The 15,525-nt window shown below is 64.2% G+C and carries 10 protein-coding genes; 4 read left to right on the forward strand and 6 right to left on the reverse strand.

The features are described 5' to 3' along the window. Nucleotides 1-55: 55 nt before the first annotated feature. From mutL to miaB, 6 genes are all read right to left on the reverse strand, one after another. Nucleotides 56-2,182, reverse strand: a complete 2,127-nt coding sequence (gene mutL / locus AC3YUO_RS04775) for a DNA mismatch repair endonuclease MutL (RefSeq protein WP_489961892.1) — start codon at nt 2,180-2,182, stop codon at nt 56-58. 55 nt (nt 2,183-2,237) lie between these two features. Further along, nucleotides 2,238-2,687 (reverse strand): hypothetical protein, encoded by a 450-nt coding sequence (locus AC3YUO_RS04780; RefSeq protein ID WP_489961893.1) that lies wholly within the window; start codon nt 2,685-2,687, stop codon nt 2,238-2,240. 3 nt (nt 2,688-2,690) lie between these two features. Next, nucleotides 2,691-3,155, reverse strand: coding sequence for a hypothetical protein (locus AC3YUO_RS04785; protein WP_489961894.1), 465 nt, complete (start codon nt 3,153-3,155; stop codon nt 2,691-2,693). 22 nt (nt 3,156-3,177) lie between these two features. Further along, nucleotides 3,178-3,678: a DUF3592 domain-containing protein gene (locus AC3YUO_RS04790; RefSeq protein ID WP_489961895.1), complete on the reverse strand. Its 501-nt coding sequence runs from the start codon at nt 3,676-3,678 to the stop codon at nt 3,178-3,180. 30 nt (nt 3,679-3,708) lie between these two features. Next, nucleotides 3,709-6,312 carry a DNA mismatch repair protein MutS gene (gene mutS / locus AC3YUO_RS04795; RefSeq protein WP_489961896.1) on the reverse strand — a complete coding sequence of 868 codons (2,604 nt, stop codon included), beginning with the start codon at nt 6,310-6,312 and terminating at the stop codon, nt 3,709-3,711. A gap of 1,094 nt (nt 6,313-7,406) precedes the next feature. Further along, nucleotides 7,407-8,819, reverse strand: coding sequence for a tRNA (N6-isopentenyl adenosine(37)-C2)-methylthiotransferase MiaB (miaB, locus tag AC3YUO_RS04800; RefSeq protein WP_489961897.1), 1,413 nt, complete (start codon nt 8,817-8,819; stop codon nt 7,407-7,409). A 247-nt stretch (nt 8,820-9,066) separates the two neighbouring features. Here miaB and AC3YUO_RS04805 point away from each other — a divergent pair, with 247 nt between their 5' ends. From AC3YUO_RS04805 to argB, 4 genes are all read left to right on the forward strand, one after another. Further along, on the forward strand, nt 9,067-10,134 hold the full coding sequence (locus tag AC3YUO_RS04805) for an alanine racemase (RefSeq protein WP_489961898.1): 1,068 nt from the start codon (nt 9,067-9,069) through the stop codon (nt 10,132-10,134). A gap of 29 nt (nt 10,135-10,163) precedes the next feature. Further along, nucleotides 10,164-11,384 (forward strand): carboxylate--amine ligase, encoded by a 1,221-nt coding sequence (locus tag AC3YUO_RS04810; protein ID WP_489961899.1) that lies wholly within the window; start codon nt 10,164-10,166, stop codon nt 11,382-11,384. A 1,030-nt stretch (nt 11,385-12,414) separates the two neighbouring features. Next, nucleotides 12,415-13,131 (forward strand): cysteate racemase, encoded by a 717-nt coding sequence (gene cuyB, locus AC3YUO_RS04815; protein ID WP_489961900.1) that lies wholly within the window; start codon nt 12,415-12,417, stop codon nt 13,129-13,131. A gap of 17 nt (nt 13,132-13,148) precedes the next feature. Then, nucleotides 13,149-15,521 carry an acetylglutamate kinase gene (gene argB / locus AC3YUO_RS04820; protein WP_489961901.1) on the forward strand — a complete coding sequence of 791 codons (2,373 nt, stop codon included), beginning with the start codon at nt 13,149-13,151 and terminating at the stop codon, nt 15,519-15,521. Nucleotides 15,522-15,525: the final 4 nt, after the last annotated feature.

Here is a 15,525-nt window from a genome sequence, read left to right on the forward strand (position 1 = left end):
GGCGAAACGAAGTTTCGCACAAAGTTCTTTGCCAAGCTTTCTTTCAAGAAAGCGGTTAGGCACGCTTGAACTGCTTCTCCAGCTCCTTTTTGGTCAGCTCGATGGCCACCGGCCGGCCGTGGGGGCAGTACTTCACGGTACCGTCCATGACCGCTTTGGCCACCCGCTCCAGCTCCGGTCCGCTGGTCTTCCAGCCCCCCTTGATGGCCGCCTTGCAGGCCATGGTGTGCAAAAGCTCGTCCCGGGCGGCGGCGGGGTCGGCCGACCCGGTGGTAATGAGCTTCCGGGCCAGCTCCTCCAGGGTGGCCTCAATGTCCCCCACCTCCACGTCGAAGGGAGCCTGACGCACCGCCAGATCCCGGCCCAGCTCGTCCACGTCAAAGCCGAACTCCTCCAGCAGCTCCTGGTGGGCCAGCAGAGCCTCCCGCTCCTCCGCACCCAGGCGGCACACCACCGGGGTCAGCAGGGTCTGGGCCATGGGGTCGTAGCCCTGGGCCTTCATGCGGTCAAAATTCATCCGCTCGTGGGCGGCGTGCTTGTCAATGAAGAAGACCCGCTCTCCCTGCTCCACAATAATGTAGGTGTTCAGCACCTCTCCGGCCACCCGCCAGGGCTCCGAAGCGGTCTCCGCCTCCTGGGAAATGGCCTGCTGCTCCGGGGCGGCGGGGCTTACGGTCTCCACCGGAGCGGCGACAGGCTGGACTACCGGCTCTTCCACCAAAACGGGTGCCGGCTCCGCCTTCGCGGTCTCCGCCACCGGAATATTTTCCACAGGGACGGCCTGCTCCATGACGTTCTGTTCCACAGGGGCCGCCTCTGCCGCGGGGACAACCCTCCGGCTCACCGGGGCGACAGGCTCCGGGGTTACCACCGCGGGGGCGGGCTTCTTCTCCGGCTCCATTTGCTTCACCGGGGCAGGGGAGGGGACAGGCTCGGCCACCCGGGGCCGGGCGGGGGAGGCCACGCCCCAGCTGCCCAAGGCACTGGCTTTCTTCGGCTCCCCGCTCTTGTTCCAGGCGGGAGCGGCAGGGGGCACGGGACGGACGGAAGCGGAGGGCGCCTGCACCGTGGCAGCCCCGCTCCGCACCTGGGTTTTGGGAGCCAGCACCGTCTGGTTGTGGGTGACGGTGTCCCGTCCCTCAAAGCCCTGAATGGTGGTGTTCTTGCCCTCCAGAGTGAGGGCGGGGCGGGAGCGGTCGGCCTCCAGGGCGGAGAGAACGGCGTGGTAGATGGCGGAAAACACCTGCCGCTCGTTGCCGAACTTCACCTCCGTCTTGGCCGGGTGGACGTTCACATCCACCGCCGACAGCTTGGTCTCCAGATGGAGGACACAGCCGGGGAACCGGCCCACCATCTTCTGATTCTTATAGGCCTCCTCCAGGGCGGCAGCCATCATGGGGCTTTTCACCTGGCGGCCATTGACGAAGAAGAACTGCCAGCTGCGGCTGGCCCGGCAGCAGGCGGGCATGGACACAAAGCCGGTGACGGTCATGTCCTCGCCCCCGGCCTTCACCTCCCGGAAGCCCAGGGCCAGCTCCCGGCCCAGCACGGCGTAGACGGCGCTCTTGAGCTGGCCGTCCCCTGGGGTCAGCAGCTCCTGCTTGCCGTCCCGGATGAACTTCACGCTCACCTCCGGGTGGGACAGGGCCACCCGCTGGACCACGGAGAAGACAGCCGCCCCCTCGGCGGTGTCCTTCTTCACAAATTTCAGCCGGGCGGGGGTATTGAAAAAGAGGTCCCGCACCACCATGGTGGTGCCCAGGGGACAGCCGGCCTCCTCCACCTCACCGGGCACGCCCCCCTCCAGGGCCAGGGAGGCCCCCAGGGGGCTGTCCGCCGTGCGGGACATGACTTCCACCCGGCTCACCGCGGAGATGGCCGCCAGAGCCTCGCCCCGGAAGCCCAGGGTGCCGATGGCCTCCAGGTCATATTCCGTGCGCAGCTTGCTGGTGGCGTGGCGGAGAAAGGCGGTCTTCAGCTCCCCGGCGGGGATGCCCCGGCCGTCGTCGGTCACCCGCAGGAAGGTCATTCCACCCCGGGCAATCTCCACCGTCACCTTGGAGGCTCCGGCGTCAATGGCGTTCTCCATGAGCTCCTTGGCCACCGAGGCGGGGCGCTCCACCACCTCACCGGCCGCGATGAGGTCGGCCACATGGGGGTCCAATACTTGAATCTTAGGCATGGTTTTCCTCTACATTCCGTAATTTTCGTTTGTTATGTTACAATTCGGACCTATTTTACTCCGCCTGTTCCACCGAATTGGGGTCCAGGGCCAGGGCCAGCTCCTGCATGGCCTTGGCGGAGGCGGGGGCATCCTTCCCCTTCATGAGGGAGTAGCAGCGCACCTGACGGCGGCCGCTGACCAGGTCCAGAATCCAGCTGTCCGGGCCGCCCCGGCCCTGGCGGCAGGACACCTTGGTGAGGGAGGAGAGGGGAATCTCCTCCTCGCCCAGCATCAGCCGCTCCTCGTCCAGGGTCCAGTTGACGGTGCGGACGTGCCAGCGGCGCAGCAGGGTAAATTTCAGCAGGATGAGCACCACCGCCACACCGGCGGAGATATAAATACCAGTTCTGCCCATTCCCTGCTCCCGCAGCACCATATAGCAAAGGCCGGTGATCACCACGGCGGCCATCCAATAGAGCTCCTCCCGTCCGGGGATGTAGAGCGTCAGTGTTCCCTTTTTCATGGCTTACCCCTCCGCTTCCTCAGCGCCGTCCAGGCGGTCAATGGTCTGCTTCAGTGCCCAGCCCATCTCCCGGATGCTGAGGATAGACGCATCCCGCTCCTTGCCCCGGACCAGAGCAGCCAGGCGCATGGTCTGCCGCCCCTTGATGATGAGGTAGAGGCTGCCCTTGGTGAAGGTGCCGTTCTTCAGCCCCACCGAGTCAATGTCCGACAGGGGCACCACCCGCGTCCCCACCGTCAGCTTCTCATCGTCCAGGGTCCAGGCCACCGTGTAAATGTGCCAGCGGCGCAGCAGCGTCAGGCGCAGGACGATTGCCGCTACAATCAGCAGACAGGTGGCTCCGGCCAGCGCGTCCTCAGTGGCGCTCTTCTCCAGGATGGACCACAGCACGGCCGTGGCCAGGAGCACCCCGACCCAGTAGCCTTCATCTCGGGCGGCGTTGCGTAAAATCAGGTTTCCTTGCTGCATCTTGTTCTTCCTTTCTCAATCGCTAAGGGTTCCACCGGTACCGCAGGGTATCCGGGTCCATCCAGGCCCGGTGGGGCCGGGCCGGGTCGGCGTAGACGGTGAGCCCGGGGCTGTCCGCCAGGGGCTCCTGCCACAAAAATCCACTGCTTACGGTATACTCTCTGCCGTCCAGGGTGTAGCTGCACCGGACGGACCAGGGGGAGTGCTGTCCGGGCAGGGTGACAAAATTATCCACATTCCAGGTGATAAAGGGGTGGCGCTGTACCTCCAGCACCCGCCCGGGCAGGGGTACGCCCTCCGCCCGCAGGCGCGTTTGTTCTCTCCGCTGCCGGGATTGGACCAGGGCACACACCCCGCACGCTCCCAGAAACAGGAGGCCCAGCGTCACGAAGAACCAGGGGCTTCCCCCCTTCACGGGCACACCCAGTCCCACGAAGGCCGCCCCAATGAGGGCAAAGACGGTCCCCATGCCGGTCAGCAGCACGGTGAGCAGTCCGGCCATGGACCTGGGTGCCCGCTTCATGTTCGGTCCCTCCCGTTCCTTTTGCAGCTCTTATCCGTTCAAATCCTGCTTCAGCTCTGCCAGCAGGTTCAGCGCCTCGATGGGGGAGAGAATGTTTACATCGGTCATGCGCAGCTTCTTGAGCACCGTCTGACCACCCAGATCCATAAGGGACACCTGCTCGCTCTCCCCCACAGCCGGGGCGGCGGGCTGCACACCCTGCCCCTGCTCCAGCTCGGCGAGAATCTCCCGGGCCCGCTTCACTACCCGGTCGGGCACGCCTGCCAGCTTGGCCACTTCCACGCCGTAGCTCTGGTCGGCGCCGCCCCGGACAATCTTCCGCAGGAAGATGACATCGCCGCCCCGCTTCTTGGCGGCAATGTTGTAGTTCTTCACCCCGGCAATCTGCCCCTCCAGAGCGGTGAGCTCGTGGTAGTGGGTGGCAAAGAGGGTCTTGCAGCCCAGCCGCTTGGGGTCGGCGCAGTACTCCAGCACCGCCCGGGCGATGGCCATGCCGTCGTAGGTGCTGGTGCCCCGGCCAATCTCGTCCAGGATGAGGAGGGACTTCCGGGTGGCGTTTTTCAGCAGGGCGGCCACCTCGGTCATCTCCACCATGAAGGTGGACTGGCCGGAGGACAGGTCATCGCTGGCCCCGATGCGGGTGAACACCCGGTCCACCACGCCCACGTGGGCGGACTTGGCGGGGACGAAGGAGCCCATCTGGGCCATGAGGACGATAAGGGCGGTCTGGCGCATGTAGGTGGACTTACCGGCCATGTTGGGGCCGGTGATGATGGCGCACTTGTCATCGCCGCAGTCCATGTGGGTGTCGTTGGGGACGAAGGGGGCGCCCTTCAGCACCTTTTCCACCACCGGATGGCGGCCCTCCACAATGGTGAGGGTGTCCGAGGCGTCCACCAGGGGCATGCAGTAGTTGTTGGCGGCCGCCACGGTGGCAAAGGAGTTCAAAACGTCCACCTGAGCCACGGCGGCGGCGGACTTCTGGATGTTGTGCACCTGGGCGCAGACCTGGTCCTTGAGGGAGCAGAAAATCTGGTACTCCAGGGCGGTGACGGTGTCCTGGGCGGAGAGGATGGCGTGTTCCAGCTCCTTCAATTCCTGGGAAATATACCGCTCGGCGTTGACGGTGGTCTGCTTCCGCGTCCAGTCGGCGGGCACCAGGTCAATCTGGGACTTGGCCACCTCGATGTAGTAGCCAAAGACCTTGTTGGACTTGACCTTCATGTTCTTGATACCGGTCTGCTCCTTGGTGCGCACCTCCAGCTGGGCCAGCAGCTCAGCGGAATGGTTCAAAATGTTGCGCTGGTAGTCCACCTGCTCGTCGTAGCCCTCCCGGATGAAGCCGCCCTCCCGTACGGAGAAGGGGGGCTCGTCCACCAGAGCCGCGCGGAGGAGCTGGCAGAGCTCGGGCAGGTCGTTGAGCTCCTCCTGCAGAGACTGGAGCAGAGCGGAGGAGCAGCCCGAGAGCAACGAGCGGATGCGGGGCAGCTTCTCCAGGCCGGCGCACAGGGACACCAGGTCCCGGCCTCCGGCGGAGCCGTACACCACCCGGCCCATGAGGCGCTCCAGGTCGGTGACCTCCTTCAACACGGCGGAGAGCTCCTCCCGGGTGATGATGTCCTCCACCAGGTCGCTCACCGCCTGCTGCCGCCGCCCGATCTGGACGGGGGAGAGGAGGGGGCGCTCCATCCAGCCCCGGATGAGCCGCCCGCCCATGGCAGTCTTGGTCTTGTCCAGCACCCAGAGGAGGGAGCCCTTCTTGTCCTTGGAGCGGAGAGTGGAGGTGAGCTCCAGGGTCTGCCGGGCGGTGAGGTCCAGCTCCATGAACTGTCCGGAGGTGTAGTAGGTGAAATTGGCGATGTGGCCGAGGTCGGTCTTCTGGGTCTCGTAGAGGTAGGCCAGCAGGCCCCCGGCGGCCCGCACCGCTCCGGTGTCCCCCTCGGGGAGGGTTTCCAGGCCGGTTTTGAACTGCTTCTTCACCAGGGCCTGGGCGGCCTCCAGCCGGAAGCGGCTCTCGCCGCCGTTCTCGCAGGGGCAGTCCAGCCGCTCCTTGAGAAATTCCCGCAGGCCCTCCGTCTTCCAGGCCCCGTCGGACAGCACCGCCTCGGCGGGGTGGAAGCGGCCCAGCTCGTTTTTCAGGTGGTCCTCCGCCTCCTCCCCGGCGGGGAAGGAGGTGGCAAAGACCTCGCCGGTGGAAATGTCGCAGAGACACAGGCCCCAGCCGGAGGCGTCGGTGAAGATGCCGCAGATGTAGTTGTTTTTGCCTTCCTCCAGCATGGAGGAGGCGATGACGGTGCCCGGGGTGATGATGCGGATGATGTCCCGGTCCACCAGGCCCTTGGCCAGGGCCGGGTCCTCTGTCTGCTCGCAGATGGCCACCTTATAGCCCTTGGCGATGAGCCGGGCGATGTAGCTGTCACAGGAGTGGTAGGGCACGCCGCACATGGGGGTGCGCTCCTCCGGGGGCTTGTTCCGGTCCCGGGTGGTGAGGGTCAGGTCCAGCTCCTTGGACACCAGCTTGGCGTCCTCGTTGAACATTTCGTAAAAATCCCCCAGACGGAAAAACAAAATGGTGTCGGGGTTGCGCTCCTTCATTTCCAGATACTGCTGCATCATGGGGGTCAGCTCTGCCATGGGTTCACCGTCTTTCTTTCTCGTTGTGTGGGTTGCTATTTGTGGTTTATAGGTCGGAACAGGCCGATTGGGGCCATATAGTAGGGGCGGATATTATCCGCCCGCTCGTTTCACGGGAAACAGGGAAACATTGGGGATTTCGCCTGCGGGCGGGGATGGAGATGGTTTCGCCCTGCGGGGCGACCTACTTTGCCCGCGTCGGCAAAGTAGGCAAAGCGCCGCCGGGGGACGGCGTCTCGAAAAACACTCCGTGTTTTTATGCCGCCTCCCCCGGCTCCCCTGTTTTTTCTACGGGGGAGCCACCAAGGGGCGAGGTTGTATCCATCCGGCGCGGGAGAAGGACAGGATACCGCTCCTCGCGCCGCCCGCTGCCGCTCCGTGTTACTTGAATAAGTACTTGCTCCTACAAGAGCGATCGCGCCTGGTTTTCAGACCTCGCGGGGCGGTTCCGTAGTTGCTCCGCCTCCGTGGCTGGTGTTTAGGGCAGGGGAGTGGTTGCAGCACTCCCGGCCTCTTGGTTTGCAGCGGCCCTTCGGCCCGTTGACCTCCGCACCTATTCCGGCGCCGGACCTTCCAGATTACCGTCCCCCGGGGGGTACATCCAATAGGGGGCCGACTCCCCCTGTCAGGGGGAGATGTCGAGCGAAGCGAGACAGAGGGGGTAGGGACCCGCAACGGGGACCCAATGGAAGCCCAGCGCAGCGGGTTCCATTGGGAGAGGACGAGCGACGGAATGAGTGAGCCTTGCCCTTTAGGGCGAGGCGAAGAATATGAAGTCCGCGAGGACGAGGTTGGTCGTTTCAAGGAGGGGGGATTTCAAAGGGGGAGGCCGATTCCCCCTGTCAGGGGGAAATGTCCCGGAGGGACAAAGGGGGTAGGGTACTCGAAATCCCTCCCACCTTTGACGGTTCTTTGGTGACTTTCTGTCCGCACAGAAAATGGGGCCCCCGCCGGAGCCCAGCGCAGCGGGTCCGGTGGGGAGAGGAGGAGCAAGGGAGCGTCGTGACGGATACTCATACTTGGGTGTCCGGAATACAGCGGACTTTGCGACGACGACGCCCGGGGGCGAAACACTCTTTATCTTCCGGTCTAATTCAGACTAGCTCTCCAAACAGGGACCACTTGTTGGCCCCGGTAATCTTCACATCCCGGAACTGCCCCACGGCCTCCTTGTCCCCCACAACCCGCACCAGGCGGTTGCCGGGGGTCCGGGCGGTGAGGTCCCAGCGGGAGTCGTCGCTGAGCCCATCCACCAGGCAGCGCACGGTCTTGCCCACATAGGCGCCGTGCTTCTCCTCGGAGATGGCGTCCTGGAGGGCCAGCAGGCGGTTGAAGTTCTGAAGCTTCTCCTCGTGGGACATGGGGTCCTCCATCTTGGCCGCAGGAGTACCCGGCCGGGGGGAGAAGATGAAGGTAAAGAGGGCGTCAAAGCGCACCTCCTCCAGCACCTTGAGGGTGTCCTCAAACTCCTCGGTGGTCTCCCCGGGGAAGCCCACAATGATGTCCGAGGTAAGCACGATGTCGGGAATCAGGGACTTCAAATCCCGGATTTTGTCCAGATACTCCGCCCGGGTGTGGCGGCGGTTCATGGCCTTCAGCACCCGGTCGTTGCCCGCCTGGAAGGGCAGGTGCAGCACGGGAGCCACCTTCTCGCACCGGGCCATGGTCTCAAAGAGCTTGTGGGTGGCGTCCTTGGGGTGGGAGGTCATGAAGCGGATAAGAAAGTCCCCGGGGATGGCGTTGACCTTCTCCAAGAGGTCGGCAAAGTCCATGGGCTCCTCCAGGTCCTTGCCGTAGGAGTTCACGTTCTGTCCCAGGAGGGTGATGTCCTTGTAGCCCTCCCGCACCAGGCCCTCCACCTCGGCGAGGATGTCCTCCGGCTTCCGGGAGCGCTCCCGGCCCCGGACGTAGGGCACAATGCAGTAGGTGCAGAAGTTGTTGCAGCCGTACATGATGGAGACCCAGGCCTTCACCTTGTCCTGGCGCACCACAGGGATGCCCTCGGCGATGGAGCCCGCCTCGTCGGCGTTCTGGAAGATGCGGCCCCGCTGGGTGAGCAGGGTGTGGACCATCTCCGGGAACTTCCACAGGGCGTGGGGTCCGAAGACCAGGTCCACATGGCGGTAGGACTGGCGGATTTTCTCCGCCACGCTGGGCTCCTGCATCATGCACCCGCACAGGCAGATAAGCTGCTCGGGGTGGCGGCGCTTCACGTGGACCAGGGCGCCCACGTTGCCCAGCACCCGCTGCTCGGCGTGCTCCCGGATGGCGCAGGTGTTGATGACGATGACCCGGGCCTTCTCCTCGTCAGTGGTGAAGCCGAAGCCCATCTGGGCCAGATACCCCCGGATGCGCTCGGAGTCGGCCTCGTTCTGCTGGCAGCCGTAGGTGTCCACAAAGGCCAGGGGCTTGGACGGCCACTGGGCGGTGACGGCGGCGACTTTCTGGCAGAAGTCCAGCTGCCGCTCCACGTCGGCGGGGGAGGTGGTGGTGGTGGTTCGTTCCATGGGGAAAAGCCCTCACTTTCCGGATGTTCAGGCGCCCCCTGGGGAAGGGAAGGCCCTGTCTGGGCAGCCCCCGGGCGGGGACTGCCTTAAGAATAATAGTATATCAGTTTTCCCCAAAAAACTCAAGGCCGTCCCCACCGGCCTCCACCCGCCTCAGGGCGGTTTTTCATTGCCTTTTAGGCCCGGAAGTGGTAAAATGAAGTGTTAAGATGGGTAAACTCCCAGAGAGACAGAAGGAGGCCTCCCTATGCGCAAGCTGGTCATTGAAAAAAGCGCCGTAAAAAACAACCTCTCCGTCATCAAGGAACACGCCGCCGGAGCGGTGATTTACGGTGTCCTCACCGGAGACGGAGGGGGCGCGGGCATTGTGCCCCTGGCCCAGCTGCTGCGGGACGAGGGGATTGGCCGCTTCGCGGTGTGCGAGGTGTCCGAGGCCGAGGCTCTGCGCAAGGCGGGCTTTGTGGACGAGGAGATCCTCATGCTCCGCTCCACCACCGACCGGGAGGAGCTGGAGCGGCTGGTGGACCTGAACGTGGTGTGCACCATCTCCTCGGTGGACACCGGCCTTGCCCTCAACGCCCTGGCGGAGAACCGCTCCACCGTGGTGGAGGCCCACATCCAAGTGGACACCGGCATGGGCTTCGGGGGCTTCCTGGTGGGGGAGCCGGAGAAAATCCTGCTGGCCTACCGCTCCCTGCCCAACGTGGCTCTCTCGGGCATCTATACTCAGCTTCACGCCGCCCGCCCCGGCGACCCGGAGGCCAAGCGCCAGCTGGACCAGTTCCACCAGGTGCTGGACGCCGTCCACGCCGCCGGCTTTGAGACCGGCCTTGTTCACGCGGCGGGCTCCTTCGCCCTCCTTCACGACGCCACCGCCCGGCTGGACGGGGTGCGGGCCGGGTCGGCCATTCTGGGCCGGTGCCGCCGCACCAAGAACGACGGGCTGAAAACGGTGTGCTACGGCGTCGCCCCCCTCAGTGAGGTGCGCTGGCTCCCCAAGGGCCACACCGTGGGGACGGACAAGCCCATCGTGCTGAAAAAGCCCACCCGGGTGGCGGTGCTGCCGGTGGGCTACCAGAACGGCTTCGGGGTGGTGCGCACCCGGGAGCTGGGCTTCTGGGCCATGTTCCGCCGCTGGCGCCGGAACAAAAAGCGCACCGTGCGCATCGGCGATCAGCGCGCCCGGCTGCTGGGTCCCATCGGCGCCACCGAGACCCTGCTGGATGTGACCAACCTGCGCTGCTCCGCCGGAGATCCGGCCATGTTTGAGATTGACCCCCTGTTTGCCAAGGGCTTTCAGCGGGAATACAAATAAAAACCGAAGAAAAAAGGATGTCTCTGACTATGAATCAAACTCGTTCCTTCCAGCCGCTGCTCTTCGGCGGTGACATCAACGTTTACAGCGTGGCCCGGGCCTTCCACCAGGCCTACGGCGTCAAGTCCGTGGCCTTTGGCAAGTACCCCTCCTTCCCCTGCAAGGGCAGCGCCATTCTGGACTACCGGGTGTGTCCGGAAAATGAGAGCGACGCCTCCTTCCTCAAGAATGTGGAGGATGTGTGCCGGGAGTTTTCCGACAAGACCGTGCTGGTGCTGGGCTGCGGCGACAGCTATGTGCAGCTGTGCGCCCGCTACAAGGACAAGCTGCCGGAAAACGCCATCGCCCCCTACATCTCCGAGGACCTTCTCAACTCCCTCATCAACAAGGAGAAGTTCTATGAGCTGTGCGATAAGCACGGCATCGACCACCCCGCCACTTTCATCTATGACAAGTCCATGGGCCACAACTTTACCCTCCCCTGGGGCCCGCCCTACATCGCCAAGCCCGCCGACTCCGTGGCCTACTGGGCCTGCGGGGACGCCTCCCTCAACAAGGTCTACGTCTGCCAGAGCTGGGAGGAGCTGCTGGCGGCTCTCGACAAGGTGTACGCCGCCGGCTACCAGGACCACATGGTTCTCCAGGAGTTCATCCCCGGAGACGACAGCTACATGCGGGTTCTGACCAACTTCTCCGACCACAACGGCCAGGTGAAGCTCATGTGTCTGGGCCACGTGCTGCTGGAGGAGCACTCCCCCCACGGCATCGGCAACCACGCCGTCATCATCACCGAGCGGGATGAGGAGCTGGAGCTGAAGATCCGGGATTTGCTGGAGAGCCTTCACTTTGTGGGCTTCTCCAACTTTGACATTAAGTTCGACCGCCGGGACGGCAAGTACAAGGCCTTTGAAATCAACTGCCGCCAGGGACGGAGCAATTACTATGTCACCGGGGCCGGGTGCAACATCGCCCGCCTGCTGGTGGAGGATGTCATTGAAGGCCGGGAGCTGCCCTTTGTGATGACCCAGAATCCTTCCCTGTGGCGGATGGTGCCCAAGGCGGTGGCCTTCAAGTACACCCCCAAGTCCTACCACAAGCAGATGCGGGACCTTATCCGCGCCGGGGCAGACCATCACTCCCTGGTCTATGAGGGAGACGCCTCCCTGAAGCGGCGGCTGCGGGTGTGGAAAAATCACCTGGGAAATATCAAGCGCTTCGGGAAGTACAACAAGGTTCCCACCGAGGATTAAGATCTAGGAATAAGCGGGGGGAGAGGGCTGTAAAAACACCCGCTTCTCCTGGTTTCTTCCTTCCCCGTAGGAGCGAATAATATCCGCCCGCTTTGTCAGGTCACGAAACGATATATTGGGATTTCGCCTGTGGGCGAGAGATGGGAGATATTTCGCCTGCGGGCGACCTACTTTGCCCACGGCGGCAAAGTAGGCAAAGCGCCACCGGGGGCGGCTCACGGGCATTTGACAATGCCCTATCCCGCCGCACCCCGGACCCCCTGTTTTTTCTACGGTGGAGCCACCAAGGGGCGAGGTTGTATCCAACCGGCGCGGGCAAAGGACAGGATACCGCTCCTCGCGCCGCCCGCTGCCGCTCTGTGTTCCTTGAACGGACTTATTCTCCTACAGGAGGCATCGCGCCTAATGCTCTGCCCTCGCGTGGCGGTTCGGTGGTTGCTCCTCCTCCGCGGCTGGTGCAGGATACGCAAAATTGCCGTGAACACGCACCTGCTCCAGGTCCGCACCCTCTGGTGGTTTCGTCGACCGCAGACTTATTTCGAAACTGGGACTTTCAGGTTACTGCCAACCCCCGGGGGGGTACATCCAATAGGGGGGACCGCAGTCCCCCCTGATTGGTCGTTTCAAGGGGATGGGTTTCCTAAGGGAAGGGGGAAATCGAAATCCCCCTTCCCTTAGGCAGCTCTTTGGTGACTTTCTGGCTGCACAGAAAGTCACTCGCCCGGGGGCGAAATCATCCCCACCCCGCCCGCAGGCGAAACACCCTATCCACAAAAACCTTCTGCTTTCAATTATGGTGAATGCTATGGAATACCGTCTCGGTGTCTTAGGCGGCATGGGGCCCGCGTCCTCGCGGGCTTCATATCCCTCGTTTCACCCTGACGGGTAAAACTCCCTCATTCCGCCGCTCGTCCTTTCCAAATGGAACCCGCTGCGCTGGGCTTCCATTTGGGGGCGGCAAAGCCGCCTCCTGTGTGGCCTGCGGCCCCCGTTCCCTCAACCTATTATCCTTTCCTGTATGGTGAATGCTATGGACTATCGTCTCGGTGTCCTTGGCGGCATGGGACCGCAGGCCACCAATACGTTTTATCAATTTGTTATCGACCGCACCGACGCCCGCTCCGACCAGGAGCACGTCAACGCCCTCATTCTCTCCGACAGCGGCATGCCGGACCGCACGGGGGCCATTCTGGGCACAGAGGAGCAGCGCCGTGCGGTTTTCGACCGCCTCCTGAGCGACGCCCGGCTGCTGGAGAACGCGGGCTGCACGGTCATCGCCGTGCCCTGCAACACCTCCCATTTCTTCCTGGACGAGGTGCAGAAGCACATCTCCATCCCCATCCTCCACATGATCCGGGAGACCGCCCTCTACCTGGCGGCCCAGGGCAAGCGCCGCCCGGGCATTCTGGCCACCGACGGCACCATTCAGACCGGCCTTTACCAGAAGGAGTTTGCCGTCCAGGGCATTGAGGCGGTCACCCCGTCCCCCGAGGCGCAAAAGCTGGTCATGTCCCTCATCTACGACGACGTGAAGGCGGGCCGGGACGGGGACCCGGCCAAATTTGCCGCCATCCACCGGGACCTGGCGGCTCAGGGCTGCGACTGCGGGGTGCTGGCCTGCACCGAGCTGTCCGTCTTCGCCGACAAGCACCACCTGCCCCCCTTCTATACCGACGCCATGGCCGTGCTGGCCGAGCGGGCCGTCCAGGCCTGCCACAAGCCCCTGCGGACCATCTTTATCAAATAAACTGAGGTGACCCACTTATGGATTTGATCCTTCACACCCTGGGCGACTACCTGAACCTGCTGGAGGAGCGCAATCTGCTCGCCGCCCCCATTCCCGACGGCCTGGACCGGACTGCCCCCGTCTCTCTGGTGTCCTACGACTCCCGGAACGTGGTGCCCGGCACCCTCTTTCTCTGCAAGGGGGCCCACTTCAAGCCGGAATTTCTCCAGAGCGCCAAGGACCTGGGGGCCGCCGCCTATGTGAGCGCCCAGCCCTACCCCCAGGTGGACCTGCCCTGCATCCTGGTCTCCGACATGCGGGAGGCCATCGCCCCTCTGGCCGACCTCTACTACAACCACCCCTCGGGGGAATTGAAAGTCATCGGCATCACCGGCACCAAGGGCAAGTCCTCCACCACCTACTACCTCAAGTACATTCTGGACGAGTACGCCGCCCAGGAGGGGAGAGGGGAGAGCGGGGTCATCTCCTCCATTGACACCTACGACGGAGTGGAGCGCTTCGAGTCCCACCTCACCACCCCGGAGCCCCTGGAGCTCCAGCGCCACTTCGCCCACGCCCTCCAGTCCGGCCTCCGGTACCTGACCATGGAGGTGTCCAGCCAGGCCCTCAAATACCACCGCACCCTGTGCACGGAATTTGCCGCCGCCTGCTTTTTGAACATCGGTGAGGACCACATTTCTCCCATCGAGCACCCCGACTTTGAGGACTACTTCACCTCCAAGCTGAAAATTTTTGCCCAGGCCCGGATCTGCTGCGTCAACCTGGACTGCGACCACGCCGACCGGGTGCTGAAGGCCGCCCAGGACAGCGGAAAGCCGGTCATCACCTTCTCTCAAAAGGACCCGGAGGCCGACGTGTACGGCTCCCAGGTGGAGAAGCGGGGGGGCGACACCCTGTTCCGGGTGAAAACCCGCCGGTTCCAGCGCCAGTTCCGGCTCACCATGCCGGGGCTCTTCAATGTGGAAAACGCCCTGGCCGCCATCGCCCTGTGCCAGGGGCTGAACATCCCGGAGCGGTGCGTCTATGTGGGCCTCATGAAGGCCCGGGTGCCCGGACGGATGGAGGTCTACTCCAACGCCGACGAGAGCGTCACCGCCATTGTGGACTACGCCCACAACCGCATGTCCTTTGAGACCCTGTTCCGCTCGGTGAAGGCGGAGTACCCCGGCCGGCGGATTGTCACCGTCTTCGGCTGTCCGGGCAAGAAGGCCCTGGACCGGCGGCGGGATCTGGGTGAGGTGTCGGGACAGTATTCCGACCTGGTGGTCCTCACCGAGGAGGACAGCGGGGAGGAGGACACCCTGTCCATCTGCCAGGAGATTTCCGGCTATGTTGCCGCCCAGGGCTGCGACTTCTCCATCGAGCCCAACCGGGGCGAGGCCATCCGCCAGGCCATTCTGGGCTGCACCGTGCCCTCGGTGCTGCTCATCACCGGCAAGGGGGCGGAGACCCGGCAGAAGCGGGGGACGGAGTATATTGACACCCCCTCGGACGTGGACTACGTCCACACCTTCCTGCGGGAGTACGACGTGCAGCACGGCCTGGACGGTCTGGAAAAGGTACGGAGCCTCCTGTCCATCCTCCCCGTCCTCAAGCGGGCGGAGGGCCAGACCGTGGTGGTGAAGTACGGCGGCGCGGCCATCGGGGCCCACGCCCAGGCGGATACCACCCTCCAGGATGTGGCCGCCCTGCGGATGGCGGGGGTGCGGGTGGTGCTGGTCCACGGAGGCGGCAAGCACATCACCGCCCTGCTGGAGAAGCTCCAGGTGCCCACCCACTTTGAAAACGGCTACCGGGTTACCGACGCCCCCGCTTTGGAGTGCGCCGAGCTGGCCCTGTCCGCCCAGGTGAACAAGGCCATTGTTCAGGACCTGGCCCGGCTGGAGGTGTCCGCCGTGGGCATCTCCGGAAAGGACGGCGGGCTCATCACCGCGGCGGTGAAGGATCCGGCCCTGGGCCGGGTGGGAGCCATTACCAAGGTGAATCCCAAGGTGCTGAACACCCTGCTGGACGGGGGCTTCCTGCCCGTGGTGTCCCCCATCGCCCTGGGAGAGGACGGGGACGGCCTCAACTGCAACGCCGATGACGCCGCCCGGGCGGTGGCTCAGGCGCTGGGGGCTGACCGGCTTATCTTCCTCACCGATGTGGGGGGAATCCTCATTGACAGCCACAACAGCAAGACTGCTCTGGACCGCATTGACGTGCGGAGGGCGGAGGAGCTTATCGAGGCAGGCCTCATTGCCGGGGGCATGGTGCCCAAGGTTCGGGGCTGTCTGGATGCCATTGCCGGCGGGGTGGGGGAGGTCTCCATCCTGGACGGCCGGGGCGAGCACGCCCTGCTGCTGGACATGCTGGGCCAGCGGGTCCAGGGGACGACCATCACACCCTGAGTCT

Source organism: Pseudoflavonifractor sp. HNCC25GI2, assembly GCF_058136395.1.

Excerpts from the sequence above, each read along its gene's own strand:
- cuyB (WP_489961900.1), top strand. The coding sequence starts at position 12,415 with ATGGACTATCGTCTCGGTGTCCTTGGCGGCATGGGACCGCAGGCCACC.
- mutL (WP_489961892.1), bottom strand. The coding sequence starts at position 2,182 with ATGCCTAAGATTCAAGTATTGGACCCCCATGTGGCCGACCTCATCGCG.
- AC3YUO_RS04805 (WP_489961898.1), top strand. The coding sequence starts at position 9,067 with ATGCGCAAGCTGGTCATTGAAAAAAGCGCCGTAAAAAACAACCTCTCC.
- argB (WP_489961901.1), top strand. The coding sequence starts at position 13,149 with ATGGATTTGATCCTTCACACCCTGGGCGACTACCTGAACCTGCTGGAG.
- miaB (WP_489961897.1), bottom strand. The coding sequence starts at position 8,819 with ATGGAACGAACCACCACCACCACCTCCCCCGCCGACGTGGAGCGGCAG.
- AC3YUO_RS04790 (WP_489961895.1), bottom strand. The coding sequence starts at position 3,678 with ATGAAGCGGGCACCCAGGTCCATGGCCGGACTGCTCACCGTGCTGCTG.
- mutS (WP_489961896.1), bottom strand. The coding sequence starts at position 6,312 with ATGGCAGAGCTGACCCCCATGATGCAGCAGTATCTGGAAATGAAGGAG.
- AC3YUO_RS04810 (WP_489961899.1), top strand. The coding sequence starts at position 10,164 with ATGAATCAAACTCGTTCCTTCCAGCCGCTGCTCTTCGGCGGTGACATC.
- AC3YUO_RS04780 (WP_489961893.1), bottom strand. The coding sequence starts at position 2,687 with ATGAAAAAGGGAACACTGACGCTCTACATCCCCGGACGGGAGGAGCTC.
- AC3YUO_RS04785 (WP_489961894.1), bottom strand. The coding sequence starts at position 3,155 with ATGCAGCAAGGAAACCTGATTTTACGCAACGCCGCCCGAGATGAAGGC.